Origin of the sequence: Natronorubrum marinum (assembly GCF_052040125.1) — an archaeon.
Lineage (GTDB): Archaea > Halobacteriota > Halobacteria > Halobacteriales > Natrialbaceae > Natronorubrum.
Map to the genome: position 1 here is coordinate 20,183 of NZ_JBPPFV010000002.1, position 25,383 is coordinate 45,565.

A 25,383-nucleotide genomic window follows, 5' to 3' on the forward strand; every position below is an offset into this window, starting at 1 on the left:
CTCGAGGCGGTCGGGACCGGTGTGGCGGCAGAATCGCTGCCAGCTGGCTACTCCTTGTCAGTGTTGGGCGACTCGAGTCGCGTCCCGAAGAACCGGCGGATCGATGCGACGATCCCGTCGACCGTGTAGTTGACGCCGATGTAGACGCTGACGAGTGCAAGCAGAGTCCCGGCGAGGACGTCAGCGAACCAGTGAATCCCTAGATACATCGTCGAGAGCGAGACGCTGATGGCGAGAAATCCCGAGATGGGGACCCACACCGGGTACTTCTTACGGGTCACCAACGACAGAAAGAAGACGGTCATCGCCAGGGACGTATGCAGCGACGGGAAGACGTTCGTCGGCTGGTTGATCTCGTTGGTGAGCGTTCGGGACTGCGGAAACGCCTCGTACAGGAGTCCCTCGAACAGTAACGGATCGACGTTTCGCGGTCCGAACGCGATAAAGAAGGTGTAGAACAACAATCCGATCGCGTAGTTCGCGGTGAACGCGAGCACGAGCGTCGACAGTTCCTCCATCTCTTCGAGTGCGAAGTACGCGACGAACGGGAACAACAGCAGGAACGCGTAGCCGTAGATGTAAATGAAGACGAAAAACGAAGTCAGGATGTCCGTCTGAAACGACTGAACGATGACGACCGGATCAGTGCTAAACAGCGCCCGGTCGAATTCGAACAGATACGGCGTGATGTTGTTTCGAAGCACGTTCCGCTCGAGGCGCTGCACGACGTCCTGCGTCGACCATCGCAAGAGAAGCACGGTAGCGAGGGCCGCAAACGGCAGGAGACAGGTCTCGAGTCGCCATCGAAACTCTCGCAACGCGGCGGCCACGTGACGCGGTCCGACGATGACGAGCGCCGCTGTAACGAGCATCGTTACTACGACGAGTGTGAGCTCGAGCAAGACGTCGAAGAGAGCCATTCGGTATACTTACGGGAAGTACTGTCCGCGAGCCATTAACTCTTTCACAGTTGTGACCACGCCGTCCTGAATCGCTGTAGTGTGTCGATCGCCTCCGACGGGCGTCGTCTCACTCGAGCAGTCGGCCGTCGTCGTAGTTGTAGCCGATATCCTGGAACAGCGGCCGAGTCCGCGACGTATCGAGCGAACCGTCGGTACCGGGAAACTCCAGGATGTCGGGATCGGGATCGGCGAACTCGTCGCCGTACTCCCACGCGCCGTTGCGAATGCCGACGAGTGACGGCGTTCTCGTCGCTCGTTGGGCGAAGCCCGCGAAGATTTCGGAGACGACGTGTTCGCGGTCGATTAATCGCGCACAGACCCGTCGGAAATTCGGGTTGCCGAGTTCGCCGTGCTGGCTGTTGAAGCCGACCATGTAGAACGCGTCGGTCGTCTCCATCGTCGTCGAGACATCGGCTGCATCCCGGATATCTTCGACAGTCCCTGGTGGGATCTCACTCGCAGTCACATCGATATCGCCGTCGATGAGCAAGTCCCGCATCGCACCCGAGTTCGGAGCGACCTGAAACCGAATCCCCTCGAACCGTGAGAATCCCTCGAGCACCGACGGCCTGTCCGACGTCCCGCGGAAGACGTGGTCGTCGAACGGCTCGAGAACGACCTCCTCGTCCGTCGAATCGCCCGCAAACGTAAGCAGTCCGGAGCCGACCGGGGACTCGTTGTCGTGGGTAATCGCCACCGTCTGCCGGTCGGTGAGCAGTTCCGACCGCTCGGCCCAGATATGCTCGGGAAGGAGCGGGATCGTCAGGGCTCGTGCGGCGACCGCCCGTGTCGTGTTGGTGAAGTACAGTTCGATCGTTCGCGAGTCGACGACGTCGGTCGATTCGACGAGAGTTTGCCGCCCCCGAAACCGCGGTGCAGGGAGCCCGCCGTCGACCTCACCCAGGGACGTGTCCTCGATGAACTCCAGCGTAAACGCCACGTCGTCGGCGTCGATCGGTTCGCCGTCGTGCCACTCGAGTCCGTTCCGGAGGGTGACGCGCGTTCGAAGCCCGCCCCCTTCGTGCCACTCGGCGCTCTCGGCCAACCACGGAACGTACGTCCCGTCGATCCGTCGTGACAGTGGATCGTACAGCAGATCCAAGAGTCCCTGGATCCGGTTTCGATCGACGGCCAGCGGATTCAACCGCTCGGTGAGCCCTTCGCCGAACACGCCGACTTCGAGCGGGCCATCCCGTGGTCCGTTGGCCGCGTGAGCGCAGAATTCGACGTATCCCAGCGCATCCCGCAACGGGGCGGGGACCTCGAAGCTCTCGCGGGACCCGGTTATTCGGTACGGATGTGCAACGGCGGTAAATGGCACCGACTGTAGCAGGTAGTCGACCAGTTCGACGAGTTCCGTGGGGCGGTCGTCCTCGGTCGCTTCGCGCTGCGTTTCGAGGTGGTCGTCAGCCGCCAATTCGGTGAACTGAAAGGGGTTTTGCCACCCTTGTTCCCCAATAAACCGCGAGTGCAACAGTCCGTACAGGGCGTCTGGATCGTCGAATCCGCAGTGTCTGGTGACGAACACGTCGTACTCACCCTCGAGCAGGACATCCCGATACAGTTCAGCTTTGGCGACGGGTTCGTGAGACGCGTCGATCCCCGCGTCGTTGTAGTTTTCCCGGAGCCTGCTCGCGATCGTCGCAGCGATCGGATCGTCGTCCGCCGGAACTGACTTGATCGACATCGAAATCTGGTCAGGACCGGGGGTTTCCGCCTGCGACCAGAGCCGATCGAAACAGCCGGCGAGAGAACTCATGCCGGCGATACCACCGCCTGCAAGGAGTCCCCGCCTGGTCGTCGACGGAGCGACGTTTTCCATACGCCCCGGGTTACGCCACCACAGCGTATAGGACTTACTCTCGAAGCGACATCTTGACGAACGGGTGTCTCGATCGGGCGAATCGACCGACTGCGACCCGACGAGCGACGTACGATCGATCAGCGAGTGCCAGAACCCGGACGCTTTGGCCCTGAGTCGAGTCGGTTACCTGGTCGTCCGTTTGCCGGCGGAGTTCGGTAGATTCCGTCCCGCGGACGGCGTATCGTGGTTGTTGGCGGCCAATCACCGGGTATCCGGAAGAAAAGTACTAAACAAACAACGGTATAGATGTGCGGAATCAATACAGTAATGAAAACCTGATTATCTTTCATTCCCGTATATGCCAGCCATAACAATTGGGTGTGGTGGTATCGAACCGCACGTGGATTCCGTTCCCACATCGCGGCCGACTGGTCTGGCAGGATCGATCGGTCGCGTCTCGAGGAACGGCCACGAGAGACAGTCATGAAACTCGCACTCATCGGATTCGGTCAGGCGGGCGGGAAAGTAGTCGATCAATTTTTAGCGTACGACGACGCGATCGACGGCGGCTTCGTCGAGAGCGGAATCGCGGTTAACACCGCGACGACGGATCTGCAGGGTCTCGAACACGTCCCCCGGAACCACCGCGTCTGCATCGGACAAGCGCGCGTCAACGGCCACGGCGTGGGTGCTGACAACGAACTCGGTGCCGAGGTCGCGGAGGCGGATATCGACGAGATTCAGCACGCCATCGACGCGATTCCGACCCACGAGGTCGACGCGTTCCTCGTCGTCGCCGGTATGGGCGGCGGCACCGGCTCCGGGGGCGCACCCGTCCTCGCAAAGCACTTGAAACGGATCTATACGCAGCCCGTCTACGGGCTCGGGATCCTGCCGGCGACGGACGAGGGCGGTATCTACACGCTCAACGCGGCCCGATCGTTCCGGACGTTCGTGCGCGAAGTCGACAACCTGCTGGTCTTCGACAACGAGGTCTGGCGCAGTGCCGGCGAGTCCGTCGAGGGCGGTTTCGATCGGATCAACCGCGAGATCGTCGAGCGGTTCGGCCTGCTGTTCGCCGCCGGCGAGGTCGGCCACGGCGATCACGTCGCCGAAAGTGTTGTTGACTCCTCGGAGATCATCAACACGCTCTCCGGCGGCGGCATCTCGACGATCGGCTACGCGACCGAGACGGTCGAAACGGACGATAGCGGCCTCCTTTCGTCGTTCACTGGGAGCGACGACGGCTTCGACGATGGGAGCGCAACCAATCGACTGACCAGTCTCGTTCGCAAGGCGACGCTTGGGCGGCTCACCCTCTCGTGTGACGTCGCCAGCGCGGATCGCGGCCTGGTCGTCGCGACCGGACCGCCCCGACAGTTGAACCGCAAGGGCGTCGAACGCGGTCGGCAGTGGCTCGAGGACGAGACGGGAAGCATGGAGATCCGCGGCGGTGACTACCCGATTACAGACGGCGACGAGGTGGGCACGATCGTTCTCCTCTCGGGCGTGACGGACGTGCCCCGAATCGATCAACTCCAGCAGGTCGGAATCGAAACCAAGGAGACGACCGAGGCGGTCCGGGCTAGCGTCGAAGACGAGTTCGCGTCGCTCGTCGACACGGGCGGCGAACTCGACGCACTCTTTTGAGACCGCGATCCGAAACCCGCGTTCGACGACTCACGTACGACGATACCCATCAGTTCTCGGACGCCGGCGGACGAATGAGCCGATCGACGGCATCACGGAACTGCGGACTCTCTCGGTACCAGAGCCAGCAGCCGACGCCGGCGAGGATGATCGAGTTGGCGACGACCCCGACGACCGACGCCAGATAGGCCGCCGCACCGTTCCCGGAGACCGCGAACGCGTTCGCCGGGTTGTCGTGAACGACGAAGAAGTAACAGACGAACCAGGCGTTGGGGATCAGCGACGCGACGAGCAGCGGCGCCCCGTAGGCGTAGTTCTTGAGCCAGATCAGGGCAAACGCGAGGAGCGGGCCGAGCAGGCCGACGACGAGCAGAAACGCGGGTTGGCCCTCCGTAAACGTCGCCCCCACCGTCGACTGAGCCACGGCGAACAATCCCAGCACGGTGAGGTACGCTACGACGGGCACCGTCACGATGAGTCGAATATCCACGTACTACGGTGGCCACCTGTTCATCTTAATCATTGTCACCAGAAGTCGAATTTCCAATATTTTTGTCCACGTCGCGGACCGTGGGAAGCCGACGGGTTACGACGTTCAAAACCGCCCGCTCGCTGTCAGCGTTGCGACTGATTGGCACTGACGAACGAATCCAGTCAGTTGAGTAGCCACCGTCTCGGTCAGCTACCCGCTGTCAGACATAGATAACGGAGCTGGAACAACCCGTCGAGCGAGCAGTCACGTATCGGCTCGATATCCCCGACGGCCCGGCGTAAGTGAGCCATTACCGTCGTTTTACTCGTCGGTGTTGGCAGCGGAGAACTATCAGTGTAAAAGTTAGTTATGGTATGATGAGTATAACGAAATCCGATATAGACAGCTAGTCGGATATGCGAAGTGAGAGACACTCGACCCGGGCATCGACACCGTCACGAATGCGGCGCGCACTCGAGTCGCTCCTCCGAAACGAGGAGCGAACGGTCATCGAGGAGTGTCGGCGATGCGGAACGACCCTCGAGTCGGGTGGCCCGAACTGCCCGGCCTGTGGCCGCGACGATATCGTGAAGTACCATCTCGAGTGACGTCGCGCCCGTCACCACCTCGTATCCGCCACATCGCGCCGTCGATCGAGCGGTTCGTCACTCGAGCGGCAGTGCACTCGTCTCGATCGCATCTCGTCGACCGTCCAGCATCTCGAACTGTTCGTCTCGGCGTGACTCGAGCCAGTAGAGCAACCGTTCGGCCCACTCGAGTTTGCGGGCTTTCGCCGGCTCCACGGTGGGATCGTCGAGGTCCCAGCCGACGAAGACGAGACGAGCCGCGCCGAGGTGGTCGGCGAGGAAGGCTGCCCGGTCGCCGTCGGTGAACCCGCCGAAATTTTCGACGGAACCTCGGGGTGCCGCCTGCGTCGTGGGGAGGACGAACTCGTCGCTGCAGTCGGGAACGACGTCACGAACCGCCGGCACGTTATCGCCGTGTGCGTGGACTGCGACCGGAACCCCTGCGTCGGTCAGTCGACGAACGGTGTCGGGATTCTTGTCGAGGTCGGTCACCATGCAGTCGACGTCGATTCGGTGTTCGGCGAGCGTGTCGACCGCCGTCGAGGCCGCGAAGACGACGTCGGCGTCGCGTACTCGCTCGAGCGACGCATCGTCCTCGAGCGAGGGACCGGCACCGGCGACCGCGACCGTCGCGTCGCGAGCACTAGCGAGTTGCTCGAGGTCGAATCCGTCGGTCAGCGAGGCCAGCACGTCGCGCGCCCGCTCGTCGCCGGCACGATCGTAGCCGAAATCGGACAGGATCGACTCGTACACTGGCTCCCACTCGTCGAACTCCATACTCGAGATGGGGCATGGAGTCGTATCTGTATTCGGGATTCGATGTCGGTTGCCGTAGTCGGCCGCGACGCACTGGAAAAGCGACGACTACTCCGTTCTAGTTGTCACTCGTCGGCGTGATTCCACAATAATTCCGTGTTGTGGGCCGGGGGTCGCCTCCAAAGTACCCCTACCCGGGAGGCCGCCCGGCGTCCAGTACCCCTTTTCGAAGCCTCCGGCATAAGCTTTCTCTTACCTCAGCATCGCCGCTAGCGAGCCGGCTAGAGCGCTTAGGTCGTCGTTTTCGTCGCGTAGACGGTCTGATACGTCTGAAATTGAAGTCATCGATCCCAGAAGTAGTACCCGACCATTGTCAACACTGTACACGTCAGCGTCGTACTCGGCGACGAGCGACGTGAACCGAACGCGATCGTCGCCGTCGAGTCCGGCAATCTCGACGGCCAGTGCCGACCAGTCGTCGGCGACCGTCGGTTCGATATCGCGCTCCGTCAGGTGGGCTCGGAGGTCGCGACTCGAGTGGACGTCCAGCCGGGAAACCGATAGCTCGCCGCGGCTGTCGCTCGAGCGCTCGGCGAACGCGTTCCCGATCAGCGCCGCGTCTCGCGTTTCGGCGACGTCGTGGGTTCGGATCACGTGCGCGCCGCGCTCGACGGCCAGCGACGTGGCCGCGAGACTGACCGGCAGTCGGTCCTCGGTCTCACGTCCCGCGATTTCCCCCAAGAAATTCTTCCGGTTGATCGAAACCAGCGTGGGCTGGCCGAGCGCACGAAACTCGCGCAGTCGGCGGAACGTCTCCCGGTCGTCCTCGAGCGTCTGGGCCTCGCTCCAGCCGCCGAACGCGGGATCGACGATCGTCTTGTCCGTCAGGCCGTTCTGTTTCAGGGCTTCGTACACCTGATCGACGTAGTCGGCCTCGGACGCCCACTCGGGAGACTTTCGGGCGGCCCAGTCGGTCTCTTCGACCGCGCCGGGTCGCTCGAGATTCGGCGGACTCGCCATCTTCGCGACGGCGACGTCGTACTCCTCACAGATGACGGGCATCTCGGGATCGGCGAAACCCGCGATGTCGTTGACCATATCGAACCCCCGAGAAAGCGCTTCGTCAGCTACCTCCGCGTACCGAGTTTCGATCGAGTAAATCGCGTCCCCGGAGACGCTCTCGATCGTCTCGAGCGCAACGTGAAGTCGCTCGAGTTCCTCTTCCGCGGAGAGGACGTCGAACCGTTTGTTCGCCGACTCGAGCCCGATGTCGACGATGTCGGCCCCCTGATCGATGAGTTCCTCGTCGACGTATCGGGCGGCGTCGCCGGGATCGTCGAAGACGCTCGGATCGTACGGGGACTCCTCGCTGACGTTCAACACGCCCATGATCCGGGGCGGGTAGTCGTCACCGATCCCCAGCCCCGCCGCGTCGACACTGTTCATACGCGGACTCAGGAGTGAAGCCTGATAGGTACCGCGATTGGGGAACCCGGCCACATCGACGCTCGGTGCAGGTGTGGTTACGTCCTCGAGCGACCGTACGCCGGCTCCGTCGGATCACCGATCAGGCTCACTCCCGACTCGTCGGCGTCGAGCGCGCTGATCCGAATCCACCGCGTCCCGTCGACGGTTGAAATCGTTTCGTCGGTCAGGGACGGGCGGGTGACGTACTCGTGCATCGTCGTCGGGCCGCTAACCGACAGTTCGCCGTCGGACTGATCCTCGAGCGTCCGCGTCTCGATCCCCGGCAACGGCTCACCGAGTGAGTTGAAGTCGTGTTCGTCAGGTTCGACGACGTGTGTCAGCCCCGTCTCCGGATGCCCCCGGTATCGGACTGGTGCTCCCGTCCGGTCGTCGACGGCCTCGTCCGGCCGCGACAGCGATGCTCCCGCCGATTCCAGAACGGCGACGAAATCGTCGATATCGGTCCCGAGTTCGCGAAGGGCCTCGTACTGTCGGGGCGAGCAGAACGCTCGATCCGCACCGTCGGTGACCAGCAACGAGCGCGCCGTTTCGGGGTCCCAATCGGCGTGCTGGTGGTACTGTCCACCCTCGAGTATCGCGGCGTTTGCGCCGTACATGAGTTCGATCGGGTTCGACAGGGGGAGCAAGCCGAGGTGACGGGGAGCAGCGTCCCCTTCGACGAACGACCCGCCGAGTTCGGCAGCGGCGGTCAGCGCCGAGTGGCTGTAGGCTACCCCGAGCGGTTCACATCCGTCGTACCCGACGTAGGCGATCAGCGCGCGGTCGTCATCTGACTGGCGCACGACGTCGATACCGGTTCGTGCCCCCGCACTGTTCATCCCGTCGTTGTCGAGAAATGACGGAAGGTCGATCCCCATTCGGGCATCGATATCGACCGTGATCGCGACGCGTACCGTGCCGACTCGGTTCAGAATACCCAGAAACGGCGTTTCATCGGTGACGTACGCGTTTGCCCCGGTTTCCTCCAGGACGGTCGTGATATCGGAACTGCCGTACTCGGTCGGCACCGTCACCGGAATACAGCCGTTTCTGAGCGTTCCGTAGAACGCTACGAGGAGCGCTCGAGGGTTCGAAAGACGGATCGCGACGGCGTCGCCGGCAGTGATATCGCGGTCCTGAAGGCCGCCGGCAAACGCGTCGGTCCGCGACCAGAGCCTCGAAAACGTCGTCGGATCGCTCCCGGCAATGGCCACTTCCGATTGGTTTTCCATCACCGTATCCTGTAGCTCGCTCGTTATATTGGACATAGTAGCCGAAGATAGTCAACGTCTGTTAAACGTTCTCCCGTTATCGTATAAGAGTATTATTCACAAGTTGATGTATAGATATGTCCTAGAAGATCGGAGGTGGATCGATTGTGTGCCACATTCGTTACTGAACGACCGAAATCGCGGTCTGCCTCTCTGGGTCGCAGCGACTGAAGACGGGTTCCACGTCTCGGTATCACAGCGACTGAAGACGGGTTCCACGTCTCGGTATCACAGCGACGAGACGGTTTCTCGAGCGTCCGCGGTCGACTACTCATCCTGGTCGTCCGCTTCGAGGACGGCCAGCCGCGAATCCCGCAGGAGTACCTTTCTGACGATCGAGGGGTTCTCGAGCAGTCGGTGCTTGGCGTGAGCACCGCGACCGCGTCCGCGGCCCTCCCGTTCGGACTGAATTACGTTGAGGAAGTTCTGCTCCTGGAGGATTTCCTGGACTCGACGCTCCGAGAGGACGTCGAAGTCGAGCTGGCGCGCGATCGACTTATACTGGTTGTAGATGATCTTCGTCGGGAACTCCTTCTCGGAACTGTTCTCGGTGAGCAGCGTCAGCGAGTAGAGGATCGCTTTGGCCTGCTGGGGCGAGCCCTCGATCAGTTCGTTGAATCGGTCGGCTTCGGTCTTCTCCTTGGCGTCGCGCACGTGATCCGCGGTGACCCGCGTTGCATCCTGTTTCTTTGCGATGCGACCGGCATTCCGGAGGATGTCGATCGCCTTGCGCGCGTCGCCGTGTTCCTGGGCCGCGAGTGCGGCCGTAAGTGGGATTACGTCGTCGGAGAGCACCCCATCGTGGAACGCGTCGCGCCGTTTCTCGAGAATCTCGACGAGTTGGTTGGCGTCGTACGGCGAGAAGACGAGTTCGTCCCGCGAGAGGCTCGATTTCACACGCTCGGAGAGGTGGTCCGGGAAGTCGATCTTGTTCGAGATGCCGATGATCCCGATACTCGAGTCCGAGATGCGCCGGTTCTCTCCTGCGCGCGAGAGTTTGCGAAGGACTTCGTCGTCCTCGAGCATGTCGATCTCGTCCAAAATGACGATGGTGACGTCGGTACAGTGATCGACGGCCTGCCAAAGACGTTTGTAGTAGTCGCCGGTGCCGAGACCGCGGTCAGGGACGCTCACACCGCTCTTGTCGGGTTCGTTGACGAGTTGAGCGATCGTCTTGACGATCGAGGCTTCGGTGTTTTGCTCCCCGCAGTCGATGAAGGCGTATTTGACGGTGATATCGTCGCGCTGTGCTTCGGAGATCACCCGCTGGGTGATCGATCGGGAGATGAGTGACTTTCCGGTCCCGGTCTTGCCGAAGATGAACAGGTGGTTGGGCTCGCTCCCGAAGATAGCCGGGTTCAGAGCGTCCGCAACCCGCTGCATCTGCTCGTCCCGGCCGACGATCCGATCCGGCCCGGGAAGGTGCGTGATCTCGAGCAATCGCTCGTCGGCAAAAACCGGATCGTCGTACCGAAAGAGGGGATCACGATCGTCGTTAGCGGACATTGCAATACCCGCACTCTTCCGACTGGATTGAAATAAAGCTATGGACTTCGCTCGCGGATGTAAATACGAGGCCTCAGGGACCCGAAAGCGGATATACGGGCGTGTGGTGAGAAACGTCTGCTTTGCCGGCATCGCGTATCTAACCCACGCACGACGACGAGCCGGGAATGCGAAACACCCCCACCCCCCTCGCGTATGTAACGTGCCGACGGGAGGAAGCCACCGAGCGTGCGGTCGTTCAGCGATTCGAAATCAGTCCGGACCGTCGTTCAGCGATCCGCGAACGGCGCTAGCCGTCGTTCAACCTGACTGCGACGTCGCTCGAGAATGTCCTACGATCGCGTCTCGGCGCATCTGAGATCACGCGGCGACCATCGCAGTCGACTGTCGCGAACGGACGAACGCGGTCGAAGAACGTCCGTTCACCCGCAGCAAAAGCAGACGGTTCGAAGCAGTATCGAAGCGACTGACGCCGAGATGGCCAGTTCTCGGGACACACACCCCCGTCGCGTATGTAACGCCGAATGGGTGGATGGGGGTCGAGCTAATTCCTCGGTTTGATCCCTTTTAGTGGCCAATCACCCTGCTTTTACATCCGCGGTCAAGGTGTGTTGCAATACAGACCCCCCACACGTGGATGGCCTTACAAACGCGAAGGGGGTGTGTCCCTCCTCCCGTTATATGAGTTTCGTTCCAAAAGACAGACCAGAACGGCGGAGAGGACAGCTCTCGGCACTCTCGATGCTCGATCATCAACTTCTGATCGATTCGAAAAACGAGTCGAGCGATTTCCTACTCGCTGAAACTACCCAGTACTCATCAAGACTACCTGTCTAGACTGGTTGTCTAGCCTAGAACTAGCTAGAACTAGCTAGAACACAGCATAGAGAAGATACAAACAGCCTCTCTCGAAATCGCCCTTTATCGTCCGTCCGGTACGGATAGATCGTACTCGGTTCCATCACTCGAGACGACCGCCGCCGTTTCACTCTAATCCGTGAATTCGCGACTCCATTCCGCCAGATCTCGAGGGTTATCGTCGGTTCTCCGAACGGCTCCTCGAGGACGGATCTCGAACGCGGACGCAAATCGAACGGTCGAATGCAGACGCAATTGAACGGTCGAACGCAGAGGCAATTGAACGGCCGAACGCAGAACCGAAAGGGTAACCCGTTTCTCGAGCCGATATCCGTCGACAGCGTATGAGCGAGGAGTCGCCCGAACCCGACAGTGTCGTTCGCCGCACGCCGCCAGCAGTCGCCGTCGTCGACGCCCAGACGCCGGGAAACGTCGGCACCATCGCCCGAGCGATGAAGAACTTCGGCTTCGAGGACCTCCTGCTCGTCGATCCGCCGGAGCTCGATCCCGACGGCGAGGCCTACGGCTACGCGGGCCACGCTCGCGAGGATATCCTCCCGAACGCGACCGAGATCACGTTCGACCACCTCGTCGAGAACTACCACACGGTCGGCTGTACCGCAGTGACCAATGAGGACGATCACAGTCACGTTCGGTTCCCGTTCTCGACGCCCACCGAACTCACAGATCGACTGGCGACCGTCGAGTCACAGACCGCGCTCGTCTTCGGCCGCGAACGCGTCGGCCTGACCAACGAGGAGCTCGCACGGATCGACGAGATCTGCTCGATTCCGGCCAGCGCGGCGTATCCCGTGCTCAATCTCGGGCAGGCCGCGACCATCACGCTCTACGAACTCCGATCGCTCACGCTCTCCGACGCGGAGACGCAGCTCCCCGATCTCGAGCGGTCTCGAGCCGCCGAACCGACGATCGATCGCGTTTACGATCAGTGGGCAGCGCTTCTCGAGGAGCTCAACCACCCCGAAGAGAAGCGCGAGAAGACGATGCGAATGCTTCGACGCGTCTACGGGCGCGCGGATCTAACCGAGGGCGAAGCCAACACGCTTCTGGGTTTGCTCCGTCGAGCGACGGAGCGGCCGGAACGACAGTAACGACCGAAACGACAGCAATTGAAGAGAAATCGGCGGCAGCGGATACTCCGATTGACACGTACGAGAAAACCACGGCCCTCGGCCACCACAGCCATATACTCCTAGTGGACACCACTACAGGATGATCGAGGTCACCCGACGACAGACGCTGTATCTCGCCAGTACGGGGATGGCAACGCTCGCGGGCTGTTCGAACTCGTCGGACGACGGTGGAACCGACGACGGCAACGACGGGACGGAAGAGACGATCGAACTGAACGGCAATCTCCCGTCGTACGCCTCGATTCTCTCCGAGAGCGACCGGCCAACCTACTTCTACGGCGCGATCGATTTCGAGACGATGTCGACGATTATCGACGACGAGGGTGCCGAAGCGGGCGACGAGCCAACGGATCCGTTGATCGGGAACCCCATCGTCGTCGCACTACTGTGCTCGTTTGGTCTCTCACAGCTGGCACATTCCCGAGCATCAACGTCGTACAGCGCCAACGACGAGACATCCAGCGGGGAAGGGGAACTCGTCTTCGCCGACGGCGTCTACGCACTGGTCGGCGAGTACGACCGCGACGGTCTCGAGACGGACCTCGAGGTCGAAGGCTACGAGCGCGAAACGGCCGAGAAATCGTACGCGGTCTACACCGACGCGGAGACCGGCGAAGCGATCGGAATCACCGACGAGGTGTACGCCTTCTCCTACCCGAACCCCGACGACGACGAGTTCGAGGCGGTCGCCGCCGTCGAACGGACGGTCGAGACCGCAAGCGGTGATCGAGCGCCGAAATACGCGACGGACGACGAATTCGAGGCGCTCCTCCGGGCCGGCGAACCCTCCGGAATTACGCTCGGACTCTACACCGCCGACGACGAGTTCGGGTCCGAGGCACTCACGGACGACCGGCCGGAGGAAGACGCCGAGAGCCTCGAGTTCGAGTTCAGCCCGTACGAGGGTGCATACGGCGTCCACCAGCAGCTATCCGTCGCCGGCAGCGACGCCAGCGCCAGTGGCGTCGTCGCGTATGCGGACGACAACCGAGTCGACGTCGAGCGGCTCGAGTCGTCGCTCGGCACCGAAGCCGACTCGCTCGAGGTGACTCGAGACGGGACGGTCGTGTCGCTCACAGCCGAGTACAGCGGTGATCTGGCGTAACCGAAGGCCCAGACGATACCGAAGGCCCAGACGATACCGAAGGCCCAGACGATACCGAAGGCCCAGACGATACCGAAGGCCCAGACGATACCGAAGATTCGGGCGATTTCGATTGCACCGAGAAGAATCGACTCGTCAGCGAGAGACCGTCGCGCTTCTCAAGGGACCGTATCGCAGTTGCTCGAGCTACCGTGGATTCGTGGGCGTACGCTCCGAATCTGTCGCTCGAGCCTCCGCAACCCGCGAGAGGAACTGACCCGTCTCGGAGACGGTGCCGGTCCAGTTGCAGTCCGGGCACGCGAACAGTCCCTGGCCGTCGATGAGCGGCTCGCCGCAGTCGGGGCAGTCGCTCGCGTTGGCTGCAGTCGCCGTCGACATCGACGGATCGCTTTCCGAAGTACCGCCCAGCGGCGTCGGAAATTCGCCCGTCCGAAGCGAGGCGATCACTTCGTCCGTCGTGAGCGTCTCCTCGGTCTCCTCGTCGGTGTGAGGAAAGACGCCGACCAGTTCGTCGTCCGCGTAGAGTTCGAGACAGAGCAACGGCGTCGCGAGGAGATCGGTCGTCTCACCGGTCACCTGAGAGGTCTTCGTGCGCTCCTGGAACGGCGGTCGAATGCTCACACCCCGACCGGCCGCCCACGTTTCGAATCGCTCGAAGCTCTCGAGGGTCTCCTGGTAGGGGCTGGTGTCCGTCAGCGCGATCTCTTTCGGCCAGCTACGGAGCAACAGATCGTCGATCGTTCCCTCGGAGTCGCAGGCCTGGAGGGTCTCGATCTGCCTGTCGACCGGCTCGAGCAACAGCGGCGCGCGCACGTGGCATACGACCGTCACGTCGGTCGACGTCGTGGTTGTGGGTGCTGTCATTGGATCATGTACTCGGGCCACGGTCTCCGACATAAATGTTTCTGGGAAGTCATATCGTGGCACGGTGCCGAGGTGAGCAACGCAGCGGTCGAGGAATCGGCGCGAACCGAGCGATCGTCGCTACTCGGTTCGTGTCCCGACGTCGGACGAGATGGGGACGTATTCCTTCGACTCAGTCTGCCCCGCCATCGGTTCTCGCGGTTGGTCGATCAGTCCCGCCGTCCGTTCTCGCGTCGGACCGCCGATCGAGAGTGATCACCGGCGTGCTCCGGTCCTCGAATCGCGACCGGAGCAGCGCGCGGAACGCCTCCCGTTTGATGACGACGAAGCCGGCGAGGATCGTCAGCAGACCGACGACGGTGAGCGAGTCGACCACCGAGCCGAGGACGAGCCAGCTCACGCAGATCGCGACCGCCGGCTCGGCGTAGCCGACGAGGTTCACCTGAATCGCCCCGCTCCGGTCGAGCAGTTCGAAGTAGAGCAGGAACGCGAAGACGCCGGAGACGAGCGTCAGGTAGAGGTACGACGCCAGCGCCGTCGGAGTCAACTGAATCGCGGCCACCGACTCGCCACGCAGGAACGCCCAGCCGAGCAACACGCCCGAGCCGAGCAGCATCGACCACGCCTGAAGCGTCTCGAGCGGAAGGTTCGATTCGATCGGACGGACGAGCACGCTCCCGAGCGCGAACGCGACGGCGGAGGCAAAGACGAGCATCGCGCCGAACACCGTATTGCCGCCAAGTGCCGCCGAGGACGGCTGGACGACGAGTACGACGCCGACCAGACCGAGGACGAAGCCGACGACGCCGAGGAGGTTGAGCCGCTCGTTCGGAAGCAACACGCCGGCGAACGCGACCGTCAGGATCGGTGCCGTGCTGACGATCGTGGCCGCGATTGCTCCCGACACGTACAGCTCTCCGAGGTACAACAGACCGTGATAAAGCGCGAAGACGAAGACGCCAGCGACGCCGATTACGAGCCATTCGGACGATCCGGACGGTCGAATCCGGTCGGTCGCGACGGCCGCGTACCCGAGGACGATCCCGCCGGCCAGCGCGTAGCGGAGTCCGGCGAACAGGAGCGGCGGCACGTACTCGAGACCGACCTCGATCGCGACGAACGAGCTTCCCCAGCAGAGCGCGAGCATCGAAAAGAGCACCAGTTCACGGTACTCGTATCGAAGTGAGGTGCGTGTAGTCATTTTCAGTTCGAAACGGATAGCACTATTTAGATCCTTCTACAATGAAAGGCGAATGGATGAACGAAAAACCACACATATGGATTGAATTCGAACGGGGAACCATACTGAATAGCTGTCTTGTAGATACCTTCAACTACATCAGACGAAGGATATATTCAACTCGCAGCCGACCGGCCCTGTATGGACGAACGCGACGTGCGACTCCTCAAGGCGATCTCCGAACTCGAGACGGGGAGTCCGGAACGGCTTCACGAAGCGACCGGCATCCCCGTGTCGACCATTCACTATCGCCTCAGCAACCTGCGCGAGGAGGGGGTCATCACGAACGACCGCTACGAGATCGATCTCGAGGAGCTCGGGCTCGGCGTGACCGTCCTCGTCGAGGTTCACGCCGATTATCAGGGCTCCTACGAGACGTTCTCCGATCGCCTACTGACCGTCGAGGGCGTCACGAACGTCTACTTCACGATGGGGAAGACCGACTTCATCGTCATCGCGAGACTGAGCAGCAGCGAGATGGTCGAGCGCCTGATCGCCGAGTTCGAGCAACTCGAGGGCGTCGACCGGACCGACTCGACGTTCGTCATCTCGGCGGTCGAAGAGCGCGACGCGCTCCAGAGCTACAGCCTCGAGACGCTGCTCGAGGAACTGACGGACGGTTAATCGGATCGAACGCTCGAGACGAAGACAGTCGGAACCCGGTTGAATGCGGGATTTTGTGAACGTACAGTGAGTAAGTAGAGAGCCGAACCGAACGAACTGATGAGTTGGGTCGGAGCGAGGTCGGTTCAGGCTCGCTTCTGGATCTCCTCACGCAGTAACTCGCTCACGAGGTCGCCGTCCGCCTTCCCGCGCAGCGCGCCCATACACTCGCCCATCAGCCCGGAGAACGCCTGCATGCCTTCTTCTTCGACCTGTGCCTCGTTCCGCTCGACGACTTCGGCGATCGCTTCGCGGACCGCTTCGTCGTCGGCCCCGCCGAGGTCTTCTGCGTCGGCCGCCTCCGCTGCGGTTCGGTCGGGATCTTCGGTCAGCGCCGTGAGGAGGTCCCCGACACCCTCGTTGGGCAGGTCGCCATCGTCGACCATCCCCAAAACGTCTCGGAGATGCGTCTCAGTGAGCACCTCGACAGCCACATCATCACGGCGGAGTTCGGTCAGCGTGGACTCGAGCGTCGACGCGGCAAGCGTCGGGTCGATGCCCTCCGCGACGAGTTCTTCGAACAGGGGCATCCGTCGGCCGTAGGCGACCTGCTCCGCCAGCCCCGCCCCGAGATCGTACTCGTCTTGGTAGCGCTCGACCTTCTCCGTCAGCAGTTCCGGCTCCGGCACGTCGCTCGGGTCGGGTTCGACAGGCGGCACGTCCGTCTCGGGGTACATCCGCGCCGCACCCGGCAGGGGGCGCAGGTAGCGGGTCGTCCCGTCGTCGTTCGCGCCGCGGGTCTCCTCGGGGACGCCCTCGAGTGCGACGCCGGCGCGCTCGGCGACGGCCTCGATCGATCCCTCGGCGACGTCGGTGTCGGCGGCGACGATCGCGACGGCGTCCTCGGATTCAGCCCCAACCGCTGCTCGCAGATCCGCAACCTCGTCTTCGGTGACCCCGTAGGCCGGCAGTTCGTCCGTGTGGAAGATCCCGCCCGCGCCGTGTCGCTTCGCATAGTCGGAGAACTCGGTGCCGAGCCGACGGTCCGGCGCGACCTCGCGGCCCACGATGCCGTCGAAGCCGTACAGCGGGACGGCCATCACGGAGCCGCCCGAACCGAGCGCCCCGCCGATGACGCCGCTGTCCGTCCCATCGAAGACAGCCGTCACGTCCTGCGTCTCGCCGATCGAGGCCTCACGCTCCGCGAGTTCCTCGCGAATCTCGACGAGTTTGGCCTGCCGAGCGACCTCGTTGCGGACGATGTCGTCGATGTCGTCGAGGCTCTGGACGCCCTTGATCTCGACGCGAGCGCCCTCCGCGATCGAGACGTTGACGTCCTGGCGGATCGTCCCGAGTCCGCGCTTGACCTTCCCCGTCGAGCGGAGGAGCATCCCGATCCGTTCGGCGGCCTCGAGGGCCTGTTCGGGCGAGGAGATGTCCGGCTTCGTCCCGATCTCGACCAGCGGAATGCCGAGCCGATCCAGGCTGTATCGAACCCCCTTGTCGGTCTCTGCGACGCGCTGGGCGCTTTCCTCCTCGAGCAGGAGGTCCTCGATTCCGACCGCGCCGTCGTCGGTCTCGATCTCGCCTTCGGTCGCGATCAGCGTCGAGCGCTGGAAGCCCGACGTGTTCGAGCCGTCGACGACGAGCTTTCGCATGACGTTCGCCTGATCGACCGGCTTCATATCCATCAGCTGGGCGATTTCGAGGACCGTCTCGAGCGCCTCCTCGTCCAACTCGTGTGGCGGCTCGTCGTCCTCCTCGACCAGACAGGTCGAGTCGTACGCGAGGTACTCGAACTCCCGATCGACCTTGCTCTCCTCGAGTGCGGCTTGGTCGATCTCGCCGAGTTCGCTGCGCGTGGGGTGTAGGTAGCGCGTGAACGTCCGCGTCGACTCCTCGGGCTCGCGAAGCTCGGTCGGACACTGGCAGAACAGCTTCGTCGCCGTATCGAGTTGCTGGTGGATCTCCAGCCCGGCGACGAGTCCGAGCTCGTCGTAATCGTACTCGCTCATTGGCGGGCACTCGGAGGCGGAGGGGTAAAAAACCGTCCAGTTGCGGTCGGACGACGACGCTGTCGCCTCCGTCACGATGCTGTCGCATCCGTCACCGTAGATTCGGCCGTCCGTATGCACGCGGCTGTCGCCGTTAGTTCGGCGGCTCCCGATCGGATAGCAGTTGCTCGAAGGTATTAGAGAGACGGGGTAGGTCAGTCAACGTGAGTACACGTGGAAACCACGCGTAGTCGAAAGGTGGCTGCCTGACCGTGCCGCCTACCGGCTCTCTCTTCTATCGTCATAAAACACCTCCGGTACTCGAGTCCATCACCCATCCAGTGTGACGATGGATCACCTCGCCATCGACGACGTTCGGACCGAACGCCGCCCATCACCCGTTCCTATCAGTGGTGCACAAGCAAGCACAACGGCTACACGCGGTAACCGGCACGTTTCCCTATGGTCCGGATTTCGACGATCGTCATCGTCCTCGCGATTATTCTCGGCATCGGTCTCATCCCGATCCCCATTATTCCCGGCGTCGGCATCCTCGTCGGTATCTCGGGGATCATCCTCGGCATCATTATTCGGCTCCTCGGCTACTGACTCAGTCGCCCGAGGACTCGGCCGAAACACCGGTACTCGAGTCACCGTCCGACGACGACCCGGTCTCCGAAGAGCCGGAATCGGATCGCGAGTACGCCGGTTCCGACCCCTGTTCTAACGCGTCAGCAACCGATTCGAGAATCGTCTCCGGCGTCGCCTCGATCATCCGGCTACGGTCGTGATCCGGCAGTACCTCGCTGTCCGCTTCAGACAGATCGCCGTCCGCTTCCGTCACGAACACGACCGAGCCGGCGACCGACTCGACCGTCTCGACGAGTTGCCGCGGCCCGGCAGCGCCGGATTCGAGCACGCTCTCGGTGACGATCGTCGCGTCGGTGGCTCGAACGCGGTCCTCGAAGTCGGTGAGAACACCCGGCGAGAGCGACTCGAAGGGAGGCACCTCGAGCCGGTTGACCGCGAGCGATTCGGCGGTCTCACCAGCCGTATCGCCGCCCGTAACGGGACCGACGGAAATTTCGAGTCCCGTGGCCGCGGTCTCGAGCCGGGCGAGCACGCTCGACGCGAGCGACCCGGTTCCGAGGACGTGAACGCGGACGGCGCTCCCGTCGCCGCCTCGAGTCTCGGACCCGCCGGCGTTCGGCAGCGCCGTCACGGTCTCCGTTCCCGTGACCGGATTTCGCGTCACCGTCGCGGTCGCGTCGAAGACGTCCGACAGCGACGCCCCGGTCAGCACCTCCGCCGCCGGCCCGCTCCGATAGACCCCGCCGTCGGCGAGCATTACGAGTCGATCGCAGTACCGCGCGGCCAGATCGAGGTCGTGGATCGCCGCACAGACGGTCCGCCCCTCATCGACCAGCTCACGGACTAGCTCGAGCGTCTCGATCTGGTGATTCACGTCGAGGCTCCCCGTCGGTTCGTCGAGCAGCATGGCCGGCGTCTCTTGGGCGATCGCCCGCGCGAGCACCACGCGCTGGCGCTGGCCGCCGCTCACCTCGTCGATCGGCCGATCCGCGAGTTCGGCCGTTCGGGTGCGCTCGAGGGCGCGTTCGACCGCTTCGCGATCCTCGCGCGTCGGGGACGAAAAGCGCGAGCGGTGGGGATGCCGTCCCATCTCGACGACGTCGCGGACGGGGAACGAAAACGACAGCGTCGTATCCTGCGGGACGACGGAGACCAGTCGACTCGAGGCCTTCGAGGACGCCCGATGAACGTCGGTTTCGCCGATCGTGATCGTTCCCGAATCCGGCTCGAGCGCGCCGCTGATCGCCCGGAGCAGCGTCGTCTTCCCGGCCCCGTTCGGCCCGACGAAGCCGACGAACTCGCCGGGCTCGATCGTCAGCGAGACGTCCTCGAGCACGGAGAGATCGCCGAAAGACAGCGAGAGATGTTCGACGGAGATCGACGCTCGCTCGGGCGACGGGCTGTACTCGCTTGCGACACCGTCACCGTCGGATCCGCCCCGGAATCGGCTCATACCGAATGCACCTCCCGACGGGTGAGCAGGAACAGGAAGAAGGGCGCACCCAGCGCGGCCGTGATGATGCCGACGGGGACGATTGGCGTGGAGACCTCGAGACCGAACGGAAACGAGAGCGTGCCGAGGCGGGCGATCGTGTCCGTTGCGACGAGGAAGGACGCGCCGGCGAGGGCGCTGGTCGGCAGGAGGATTCGGTGGTCGGGCCCGACGAGCAGCCGCATGATGTGCGGGACGACGAGGCCGACGAAGCCGATGACGCCGGCGACGGCAACGCCCGCGGCGGTGACGATGCTCGCGAGCGCGAGCAGGAGGAGTTTGGTCCGTTCGACGTCGACCCCGAGGTGGTGGGCGTCCTCTTCGCCCAGCAGCAGGACGTTCATCTCGCGCGTGTAGGTGAGCAAGACGGCCACGCCGACGAGGGTCACCGGCAGCGCGAACCGGACGTCGCTCCAGGTGCTATTGCTCAAGTGTCCCATCATCCAGATGACGGCCTGCCTGAGGTCGTCGCCGCTGTGGACGAGCATGTAGGAGATCATCGCGCCGAGAAACGCCTGAATGGCGATGCCGGCCAGCAGCAGCGTGGCGACGGGCGTTCGGCCGCCCTCGGTCGCGATCGAGTAGACGAGAAACGCCGTTCCGAGCGCGCCGACGAACGCCGAGAGGTGAAGTCCACCGAACGGGATCAGCGCCGGGAAGGCGATCGCCGCCACGGCTCCGGCGGCGGCACCCGAAGAGACGCCGATAATGGAGGGGTCCGCGAGCGGATTGCGGAAAAACCCCTGCATCACCGTCCCTGCGGCCGCGAGAGAGAAGCCGACCGTCGCCGCCAGTGCGATCCGGGGGAGTCGAATATCGGTGACGATGATCTGGTGGGTCGCCGGCACGTCGAACGCAAAGACTGTGCTGTACTGGAGGGTCGGTGCCGTGATACCGACACCGAGTACGGGCAGCGTCGAACTCCCGAACGTCAGCCCCGACGGGACGACGACCCTGTTGAGAATCGCCATCACGACCACCAGCGGCTCGATCCTGACCGCTCCGAGAGCGGCGCTCGCGACGACGACGGCGACGAGTACCGCGAGCAACCCCGCCGACCACGACGCGGTCCGGATCGGGCGTACCATACAGTACAACCTCGGTTGGCTTAGACAAATATTTGTTGAAGAAGCGCAACCTATCGATCAATGCGCCACAAATTCGTCGTTCTCATCACCGCGTTGCTCACACTCTCGCTGATCGCACCCGCGGCCGCGGGTGCCCCCGCTTCGACTTCCACTCAATCGGACGAACTGGAGTGTGAGTATCCGCTCGAGGTGACGGACGCGACCGGCGAAACGATCACGCTCGAAGAACCGCCCGAATCGGTCGTTGCGCTCCAACCGAGCGATGCACAAACCGTCTTCGAAATCGGTGCCGAAAACCGACTCGTCGGGATGCCCGATAACCCGGCGACAGCCGACCTCGAGATGGGCGACCGCGAGGCCGTCACCGACGGCTACGAGATCATCCACGAGCGCGTGATCGATCTCGATCCGGACATCGTCCTGGCCGCAAACGCCACGTTCGACGACGACATCGAAACGCTTCGTGAGGCCGGACTCGACGTCTACCAGTTCGACCAGGCGGAGTCGATCGACGACGTGCGCGACAACGTCTTCCGAACCGGCGAACTCACCGGCGAGTGCGAGGGCGCCGAAGAGACCGTCGACTGGATGGACGAGCGACTCGAAGTCGTCGACGCGGCCCTCGAGGACGCCGACCGACCGCTCGCGTACTACGCGATGGGCGACGACGGGATCACCGCCGGGACCGAGACGTTCATCCACGAGGTGCTGACGACCGCCGGCGTCGAGAACATCGCCGAACGAGCCGGTATTTCGACGTACGAACCCCTCTCGGAGGAGACGCTCGTCGATGAGAACCCCGAGTGGATCATCCACTCCGACGACGCCGAACTCGAAGATCTCACGCCCGACGCGGCCGAATCCACGACGGCCTACCAGGAGGGCAACGTGGTCGAAGTCGACGCCAATCAGATCAACCAGCCCGCGCCGCAGGTCGTCTACGCAGTCGTCGACATCGTCGAGGCGGTCCATCCCGACGCCTACGAAGCCGCGAGCGAGGGGTTAGACGACACAGACGACGGCGATACGAGTGAAGACGAAGGTGAAGACGACGCAGACGACGACACGATTCCCGGCTTCGGCATTCCCGTCGCAGCAGCCGCAGTGCTCGCCGTCGCCGGCTTCCTCCTGCGCCGTCGATAACCGTCTCACCGCCGTCTCGTTTTGAAAAGTGTTTACTCGTCGGCTGTTCGAGATGAACGCATGGTCGAGAACGTCATCTGGCCCGCCTATCTCGATGCGGGCCTCTCACGGGCCGAGGGCCGGCGCGTGTCACAGGATCTCGCAGTCGAAGAGCCGACGGTCGACGAAATCGCCAAGTCCGTCCAGCAGATCGGGTACGACGCCACGATCGAGCGGGACAAAGCCTACTCCCGGGAACACTGGGCCGACCGGGGCCGGGTCGTCGTCCGCGGGGCCGACGATTCGACGAAGAACGACCTCGTTCAGGCCGTGGCGGCGTACGTCGTCGCGATGCGGGACTAATGCGCCGGGTTGGCTCCGTCGTCCGAACCGCACAGGGACTCGCCGTGTTACGCACGGACGACACCGACGGCGATGCATCCGACTCGAGCGACGCGATCCGGAACGAAATCGGCACGATGGTTCTGAACGACTCGCTCGAGACGGTCGGTCGCGTCGTCGACGTCTTCGGTCCGGTCGACCGCCCGTACATCGCGGTAACGCCGGACAGCGGCGTCCACCTGCCGTCGCTCGTCGGCTCGACGCTCTACGCTCGGTAGGCCGCGATCGGTTCGGAGTCGTCGCTCGAGGGCCGTTTCTCGAGCCATCTCGCGATCCGTTCGAACTGTCTCGGTCCCGTTCCGGCTCCGCACGAATCGATTCGTCCGCCTCGAGCGGAAACGAAAACACCCATACGAGCGGGGTGTAAACGCCGCTTCATGAACCATCGGACACGCGTCTACCTCGCCGTCGCGTTCACCGTGGCGCTCTTTCTCGGCGTCCAACTCGGCGCGCTGGCGCTGGTCGAGCCCTTCCAGGAGGCCGGCCATCAGGCGGTCGAGGATCCCGACGATCCGACGAACAGCGCAGTCTACTTCGGCATTATCCTCGGTGCGACCGCCCTCATGCTCGTGACGTTCAAGTACGACGCCCAGTGGCTCATTAAGGCCATGATCGTCGGGGTCAGCGTGATGCTCGCCTGGTTCGTCTTCGCCGAACTCGTGCCGCCGGTCGTCACTGTCGGCGAGGTCAACGCCCTCGCCGCGCTCGCCGCGCTCGTCGTCGGCGCGGCCCTCCTGTTCTACCCCGAGTGGTACGTCATCGACACCACCGGGGTCGTGATGGGGGCCGGTGCCGCCGCGCTCTTCGGGATCAGTTTCGGACTCCTGCCGGCAATCTTGCTGCTCGCCGTCCTCGCCGTCTACGACGCCATCAGCGTCTACCGAACAGAACACATGCTCGATCTGGCCGAGGGCGTGATGGACCTCAAAATCCCCGTCGTGCTCGTCATCCCGACGAGCCTCTCCTACTCGTATCTCGCGTCGAGCAGCACCGACGGCGTTCTCGAGGACCGAGAGGACGACGCTGCCGAAAGCGATACTGGCTCGGCCCGGACAGACGGCTCGAACGCCGACTCCGTTAGTGAGTCGAGCGCGGACGATTCGAACCCGAATAACGACGGTAGCGACACCGATACCGACGAGTTATCCGAAGCAGAACAGGAGCGCGACGCGCTCTTTATCGGACTCGGTGATGCAGTCATCCCGACGATTCTCGTCGCGAGTGCTGCGTACTTCCTCGACGTCGGAACGATCGACGTCGTTCCCGGCATCGCGCTAAACGTTCCCGCTCTCGGCGCGCTGGTCGGCACCATCGCCGGCCTTCTCGTCCTCATGTACATGGTCCTCAAGGGCAGACCGCACGCGGGACTCCCGCTGCTCAACGGCGGCGCGATCGGCGGCTACCTGCTCGGGGCGCTCGCGAGTGGGCTCTCGCTCGCCGCCGCGTTCGGACTGTAGTCTGACTGTTCGTTCTATCCGATTTGTGGGTGGCGATTCTCGAGAACGGCAGTACCAGGATGTGTCTCAGCACTCGAGCGAGAGCAATGTCGATTACGGATCGATTCCGATTCGAGTTCGGCCGGACTCGAATCGACGCGAAGACGGATCGAAGTCTCTCGTACTCGGCCCACGACCGTGTCGAGTTACTCGTCTCCCTCGTCCCCTTCGGCGTCGCTCTCGACGATATCTACCTCGACGTCGTCGCCGTGCTCGATGCCGGCGACCAGCGTGTCGACACGCTCTCGCTCGTCGTCCAGCGGAACCTCGTCGTCGTCGGGATAGACCCCGATGATCACCAGGTGATCTTCGTCGTAACTGAGTTGGGCGATATCGATGTAGACGTCGACGCCCGTTTCGCCTTGTAGCGTCGCCGTCCCATCGTAGGTCTCGAGCGAGACCGTCTCCTCGAGGGCCTCCGCTTCGATGGCTCGCCCGCCGACGTTGCTGTCGATCTCGAGTTCGTCGTACTCCTGCTGGACGTACTCGGCGAGTTCCGCTTCGTTCATGTCGCCGACGGGGTTGAAGCTCTCTCCCGCGACGGCGACCTGTGGCGTCGAGACGAGCGCGAAGACGCCGGCGTCGACCTCGGAACTGAGGCCCGCGAACGGCACGTCGATGGTCCGGACGTACTGGCTGATATAGTTCGTCGTTTCGACGTTCTCGCCGCCGAAATCCCGCTCTTCGATCCGTTCTTCGGTGCCTCGATACTCGTAGCCGGCGTCGTCTGCGGCGTCCGCCGAGACGCGGATCGGCGACGCCTCGAACGTCGTGACGTCGTTGAGAATATCGCTGACACAACCTGCAGATGCGCCCGCGACGCCGATCGCAGCCGCGGCAACGAACTGTCGTCGATTCATACTAGTCGGGTCGACCGTGTTCTCGGACAAAAAGCTCGT

The 25,383-nt window shown here is 63.1% G+C and carries 23 protein-coding genes and 1 pseudogene; 10 read left to right on the top strand and 14 right to left on the bottom strand.

The genetic code is table 11. The features are described from left to right. Positions 1–47: 47 nt before the first annotated feature. Positions 48–920, bottom strand: coding sequence for a phosphatase PAP2 family protein (locus tag ACSFC5_RS09770; protein ID WP_440765062.1), 873 nt, complete (start codon positions 918–920; stop codon positions 48–50). A 109-nt stretch (positions 921–1,029) separates the two neighbouring features. After that, on the bottom strand, positions 1,030–2,784 hold the full coding sequence (locus tag ACSFC5_RS09775; protein WP_440765063.1) for an ABC transporter substrate-binding protein: 1,755 nt from the start codon (positions 2,782–2,784) through the stop codon (positions 1,030–1,032). A 465-nt stretch (positions 2,785–3,249) separates the two neighbouring features. On the opposite strand from ACSFC5_RS09775, the gene ACSFC5_RS09780 reads away from it, so the two are divergent. Next, positions 3,250–4,416, top strand: coding sequence for a tubulin/FtsZ family protein (locus ACSFC5_RS09780; RefSeq protein ID WP_440765064.1), 1,167 nt, complete (start codon positions 3,250–3,252; stop codon positions 4,414–4,416). A gap of 49 nt (positions 4,417–4,465) precedes the next feature. On the opposite strand, the gene ACSFC5_RS09785 is transcribed toward ACSFC5_RS09780, so the two are convergent. Then, the gene (locus ACSFC5_RS09785; RefSeq protein WP_440765065.1) at positions 4,466–4,906 is read right to left on the bottom strand and encodes a hypothetical protein; all 441 of its coding nucleotides are present in this window, start codon (positions 4,904–4,906) and stop codon (positions 4,466–4,468) included. A 443-nt stretch (positions 4,907–5,349) separates the two neighbouring features. Here ACSFC5_RS09785 and ACSFC5_RS09790 point away from each other — a divergent pair, with 443 nt between their 5' ends. Beyond that, on the top strand, positions 5,350–5,496 hold the full coding sequence (locus ACSFC5_RS09790; RefSeq protein WP_440765066.1) for a hypothetical protein: 147 nt from the start codon (positions 5,350–5,352) through the stop codon (positions 5,494–5,496). Between the two features lie 57 nt (positions 5,497–5,553). On the opposite strand, the gene ACSFC5_RS09795 is transcribed toward ACSFC5_RS09790, so the two are convergent. The 4 genes from ACSFC5_RS09795 to ACSFC5_RS09810 all read right to left on the bottom strand — a co-directional run bounded on the left by ACSFC5_RS09795 (position 5,554) and on the right by ACSFC5_RS09810 (position 10,475). After that, positions 5,554–6,252 (bottom strand): 6-hydroxymethylpterin diphosphokinase MptE-like protein, encoded by a 699-nt coding sequence (locus ACSFC5_RS09795; RefSeq protein WP_440765067.1) that lies wholly within the window; start codon positions 6,250–6,252, stop codon positions 5,554–5,556. A 231-nt stretch (positions 6,253–6,483) separates the two neighbouring features. After that, a complete protein-coding gene (folP, locus tag ACSFC5_RS09800) occupies positions 6,484–7,677 on the bottom strand; it encodes a dihydropteroate synthase (RefSeq protein WP_440765068.1) in 1,194 nt (397 codons plus the stop codon). A gap of 77 nt (positions 7,678–7,754) precedes the next feature. Beyond that, complete coding sequence (locus tag ACSFC5_RS09805; protein WP_440765069.1) at positions 7,755–8,966, bottom strand: AMP-binding protein; 1,212 nt, start codon at positions 8,964–8,966, stop codon at positions 7,755–7,757. Positions 8,967–9,236: 270 nt separating this feature from the next. Next, positions 9,237–10,475, bottom strand: a complete 1,239-nt coding sequence (locus ACSFC5_RS09810) for a Cdc6/Cdc18 family protein (protein WP_440765070.1) — start codon at positions 10,473–10,475, stop codon at positions 9,237–9,239. A 1,202-nt stretch (positions 10,476–11,677) separates the two neighbouring features. Here ACSFC5_RS09810 and ACSFC5_RS09815 point away from each other — a divergent pair. Continuing rightward, complete coding sequence (locus ACSFC5_RS09815) at positions 11,678–12,445, top strand: RNA methyltransferase (RefSeq protein ID WP_440765071.1); 768 nt, start codon at positions 11,678–11,680, stop codon at positions 12,443–12,445. 121 nt (positions 12,446–12,566) lie between these two features. Next, positions 12,567–13,592: a hypothetical protein gene (locus ACSFC5_RS09820; protein ID WP_440765072.1), complete on the top strand. Its 1,026-nt coding sequence runs from the start codon at positions 12,567–12,569 to the stop codon at positions 13,590–13,592. Between the two features lie 186 nt (positions 13,593–13,778). On the opposite strand, the gene ACSFC5_RS09825 is transcribed toward ACSFC5_RS09820, so the two are convergent. Together ACSFC5_RS09825 and ACSFC5_RS09830 are read right to left on the bottom strand one after the other, a co-directional pair. Continuing rightward, a complete protein-coding gene (locus ACSFC5_RS09825; RefSeq protein ID WP_440765073.1) occupies positions 13,779–14,456 on the bottom strand; it encodes an HTH domain-containing protein in 678 nt (225 codons plus the stop codon). A gap of 172 nt (positions 14,457–14,628) precedes the next feature. Beyond that, on the bottom strand, positions 14,629–15,657 hold the full coding sequence (locus tag ACSFC5_RS09830; protein WP_440765074.1) for a DMT family transporter: 1,029 nt from the start codon (positions 15,655–15,657) through the stop codon (positions 14,629–14,631). Positions 15,658–15,837: 180 nt separating this feature from the next. Here ACSFC5_RS09830 and ACSFC5_RS09835 point away from each other — a divergent pair, with 180 nt between their 5' ends. After that, positions 15,838–16,320: an Lrp/AsnC family transcriptional regulator gene (locus ACSFC5_RS09835; RefSeq protein WP_440765075.1), complete on the top strand. Its 483-nt coding sequence runs from the start codon at positions 15,838–15,840 to the stop codon at positions 16,318–16,320. Between the two features lie 125 nt (positions 16,321–16,445). On the opposite strand, the gene gatE is transcribed toward ACSFC5_RS09835, so the two are convergent. Further along, positions 16,446–18,314 carry a Glu-tRNA(Gln) amidotransferase subunit GatE gene (gene gatE / locus ACSFC5_RS09840; protein WP_440765076.1) on the bottom strand — a complete coding sequence of 623 codons (1,869 nt, stop codon included), beginning with the start codon at positions 18,312–18,314 and terminating at the stop codon, positions 16,446–16,448. A 441-nt stretch (positions 18,315–18,755) separates the two neighbouring features. On the opposite strand from gatE, the gene ACSFC5_RS09845 reads away from it, so the two are divergent. Then, positions 18,756–18,902 (top strand): hypothetical protein, encoded by a 147-nt coding sequence (locus ACSFC5_RS09845; protein WP_440765077.1) that lies wholly within the window; start codon positions 18,756–18,758, stop codon positions 18,900–18,902. 1 nt (position 18,903) lies between these two features. On the opposite strand, the gene ACSFC5_RS23335 is transcribed toward ACSFC5_RS09845, so the two are convergent. The 3 genes and pseudogenes from ACSFC5_RS23335 to btuC form a co-directional block, all read right to left on the bottom strand. Then, positions 18,904–19,596, bottom strand: a complete 693-nt coding sequence (locus ACSFC5_RS23335; protein WP_502262896.1) for a hypothetical protein — start codon at positions 19,594–19,596, stop codon at positions 18,904–18,906. After that, positions 19,570–20,337: pseudogene (locus ACSFC5_RS23340) on the bottom strand (ABC transporter ATP-binding protein); the annotation flags it as partial. The pseudogene ACSFC5_RS23340 and the gene ACSFC5_RS23335, both read right to left, overlap by 27 nt. Continuing rightward, entirely contained in the window at positions 20,334–21,464 is a 1,131-nt protein-coding gene (gene btuC, locus ACSFC5_RS09855; RefSeq protein ID WP_440765079.1) for a vitamin B12 ABC transporter permease BtuC, read from the bottom strand. The pseudogene ACSFC5_RS23340 and the gene btuC, both read right to left, overlap by 4 nt. 60 nt (positions 21,465–21,524) lie before the next feature. On the opposite strand from btuC, the gene ACSFC5_RS09860 reads away from it, so the two are divergent. The 4 genes from ACSFC5_RS09860 to ACSFC5_RS09875 all read left to right on the top strand — a co-directional run bounded on the left by ACSFC5_RS09860 (position 21,525) and on the right by ACSFC5_RS09875 (position 24,445). Then, positions 21,525–22,607 (top strand): PGF-CTERM-anchored ABC transporter substrate-binding protein, encoded by a 1,083-nt coding sequence (locus tag ACSFC5_RS09860; protein WP_440765080.1) that lies wholly within the window; start codon positions 21,525–21,527, stop codon positions 22,605–22,607. 60 nt (positions 22,608–22,667) lie between these two features. After that, positions 22,668–22,949: a signal recognition particle subunit SRP19 gene (gene srp19 / locus ACSFC5_RS09865; RefSeq protein ID WP_440765081.1), complete on the top strand. Its 282-nt coding sequence runs from the start codon at positions 22,668–22,670 to the stop codon at positions 22,947–22,949. Then, positions 22,949–23,206: an H/ACA ribonucleoprotein complex subunit GAR1 gene (locus ACSFC5_RS09870; protein WP_440765082.1), complete on the top strand. Its 258-nt coding sequence runs from the start codon at positions 22,949–22,951 to the stop codon at positions 23,204–23,206. The genes srp19 and ACSFC5_RS09870 overlap by 1 nt, the downstream gene beginning before the upstream one ends. Positions 23,207–23,365: 159 nt before the next feature. Continuing rightward, the gene (locus ACSFC5_RS09875) at positions 23,366–24,445 is read left to right on the top strand and encodes a presenilin family intramembrane aspartyl protease PSH (protein WP_440765083.1); all 1,080 of its coding nucleotides are present in this window, start codon (positions 23,366–23,368) and stop codon (positions 24,443–24,445) included. Between the two features lie 185 nt (positions 24,446–24,630). On the opposite strand, the gene ACSFC5_RS09880 is transcribed toward ACSFC5_RS09875, so the two are convergent. Beyond that, complete coding sequence (locus ACSFC5_RS09880; protein WP_440765084.1) at positions 24,631–25,344, bottom strand: DUF6517 family protein; 714 nt, start codon at positions 25,342–25,344, stop codon at positions 24,631–24,633. Between the last annotated feature and the right edge of the window lie 39 nt (positions 25,345–25,383).

Excerpts from the sequence above, each read along its gene's own strand:
- ACSFC5_RS09770 (WP_440765062.1), bottom strand. The coding sequence starts at position 920 with ATGGCTCTCTTCGACGTCTTGCTCGAGCTCACACTCGTCGTAGTAACG.
- ACSFC5_RS09775 (WP_440765063.1), bottom strand. The coding sequence starts at position 2,784 with ATGGAAAACGTCGCTCCGTCGACGACCAGGCGGGGACTCCTTGCAGGC.
- ACSFC5_RS09780 (WP_440765064.1), top strand. The coding sequence starts at position 3,250 with ATGAAACTCGCACTCATCGGATTCGGTCAGGCGGGCGGGAAAGTAGTC.
- ACSFC5_RS09790 (WP_440765066.1), top strand. The coding sequence starts at position 5,350 with ATGCGGCGCGCACTCGAGTCGCTCCTCCGAAACGAGGAGCGAACGGTC.
- ACSFC5_RS09795 (WP_440765067.1), bottom strand. The coding sequence starts at position 6,252 with ATGGAGTTCGACGAGTGGGAGCCAGTGTACGAGTCGATCCTGTCCGAT.
- folP (WP_440765068.1), bottom strand. The coding sequence starts at position 7,677 with ATGAACAGTGTCGACGCGGCGGGGCTGGGGATCGGTGACGACTACCCG.
- ACSFC5_RS09805 (WP_440765069.1), bottom strand. The coding sequence starts at position 8,966 with ATGTCCAATATAACGAGCGAGCTACAGGATACGGTGATGGAAAACCAA.
- ACSFC5_RS09810 (WP_440765070.1), bottom strand. The coding sequence starts at position 10,475 with ATGTCCGCTAACGACGATCGTGATCCCCTCTTTCGGTACGACGATCCG.
- ACSFC5_RS09815 (WP_440765071.1), top strand. The coding sequence starts at position 11,678 with ATGAGCGAGGAGTCGCCCGAACCCGACAGTGTCGTTCGCCGCACGCCG.
- ACSFC5_RS09820 (WP_440765072.1), top strand. The coding sequence starts at position 12,567 with ATGATCGAGGTCACCCGACGACAGACGCTGTATCTCGCCAGTACGGGG.
- ACSFC5_RS09825 (WP_440765073.1), bottom strand. The coding sequence starts at position 14,456 with ATGACAGCACCCACAACCACGACGTCGACCGACGTGACGGTCGTATGC.
- ACSFC5_RS09830 (WP_440765074.1), bottom strand. The coding sequence starts at position 15,657 with ATGACTACACGCACCTCACTTCGATACGAGTACCGTGAACTGGTGCTC.
- ACSFC5_RS09835 (WP_440765075.1), top strand. The coding sequence starts at position 15,838 with ATGGACGAACGCGACGTGCGACTCCTCAAGGCGATCTCCGAACTCGAG.
- gatE (WP_440765076.1), bottom strand. The coding sequence starts at position 18,314 with ATGAGCGAGTACGATTACGACGAGCTCGGACTCGTCGCCGGGCTGGAG.
- ACSFC5_RS09845 (WP_440765077.1), top strand. The coding sequence starts at position 18,756 with ATGGTCCGGATTTCGACGATCGTCATCGTCCTCGCGATTATTCTCGGC.
- btuC (WP_440765079.1), bottom strand. The coding sequence starts at position 21,464 with ATGGTACGCCCGATCCGGACCGCGTCGTGGTCGGCGGGGTTGCTCGCG.
- ACSFC5_RS09860 (WP_440765080.1), top strand. The coding sequence starts at position 21,525 with ATGCGCCACAAATTCGTCGTTCTCATCACCGCGTTGCTCACACTCTCG.
- srp19 (WP_440765081.1), top strand. The coding sequence starts at position 22,668 with ATGGTCGAGAACGTCATCTGGCCCGCCTATCTCGATGCGGGCCTCTCA.
- ACSFC5_RS09870 (WP_440765082.1), top strand. The coding sequence starts at position 22,949 with ATGCGCCGGGTTGGCTCCGTCGTCCGAACCGCACAGGGACTCGCCGTG.
- ACSFC5_RS09875 (WP_440765083.1), top strand. The coding sequence starts at position 23,366 with ATGAACCATCGGACACGCGTCTACCTCGCCGTCGCGTTCACCGTGGCG.
- ACSFC5_RS09880 (WP_440765084.1), bottom strand. The coding sequence starts at position 25,344 with ATGAATCGACGACAGTTCGTTGCCGCGGCTGCGATCGGCGTCGCGGGC.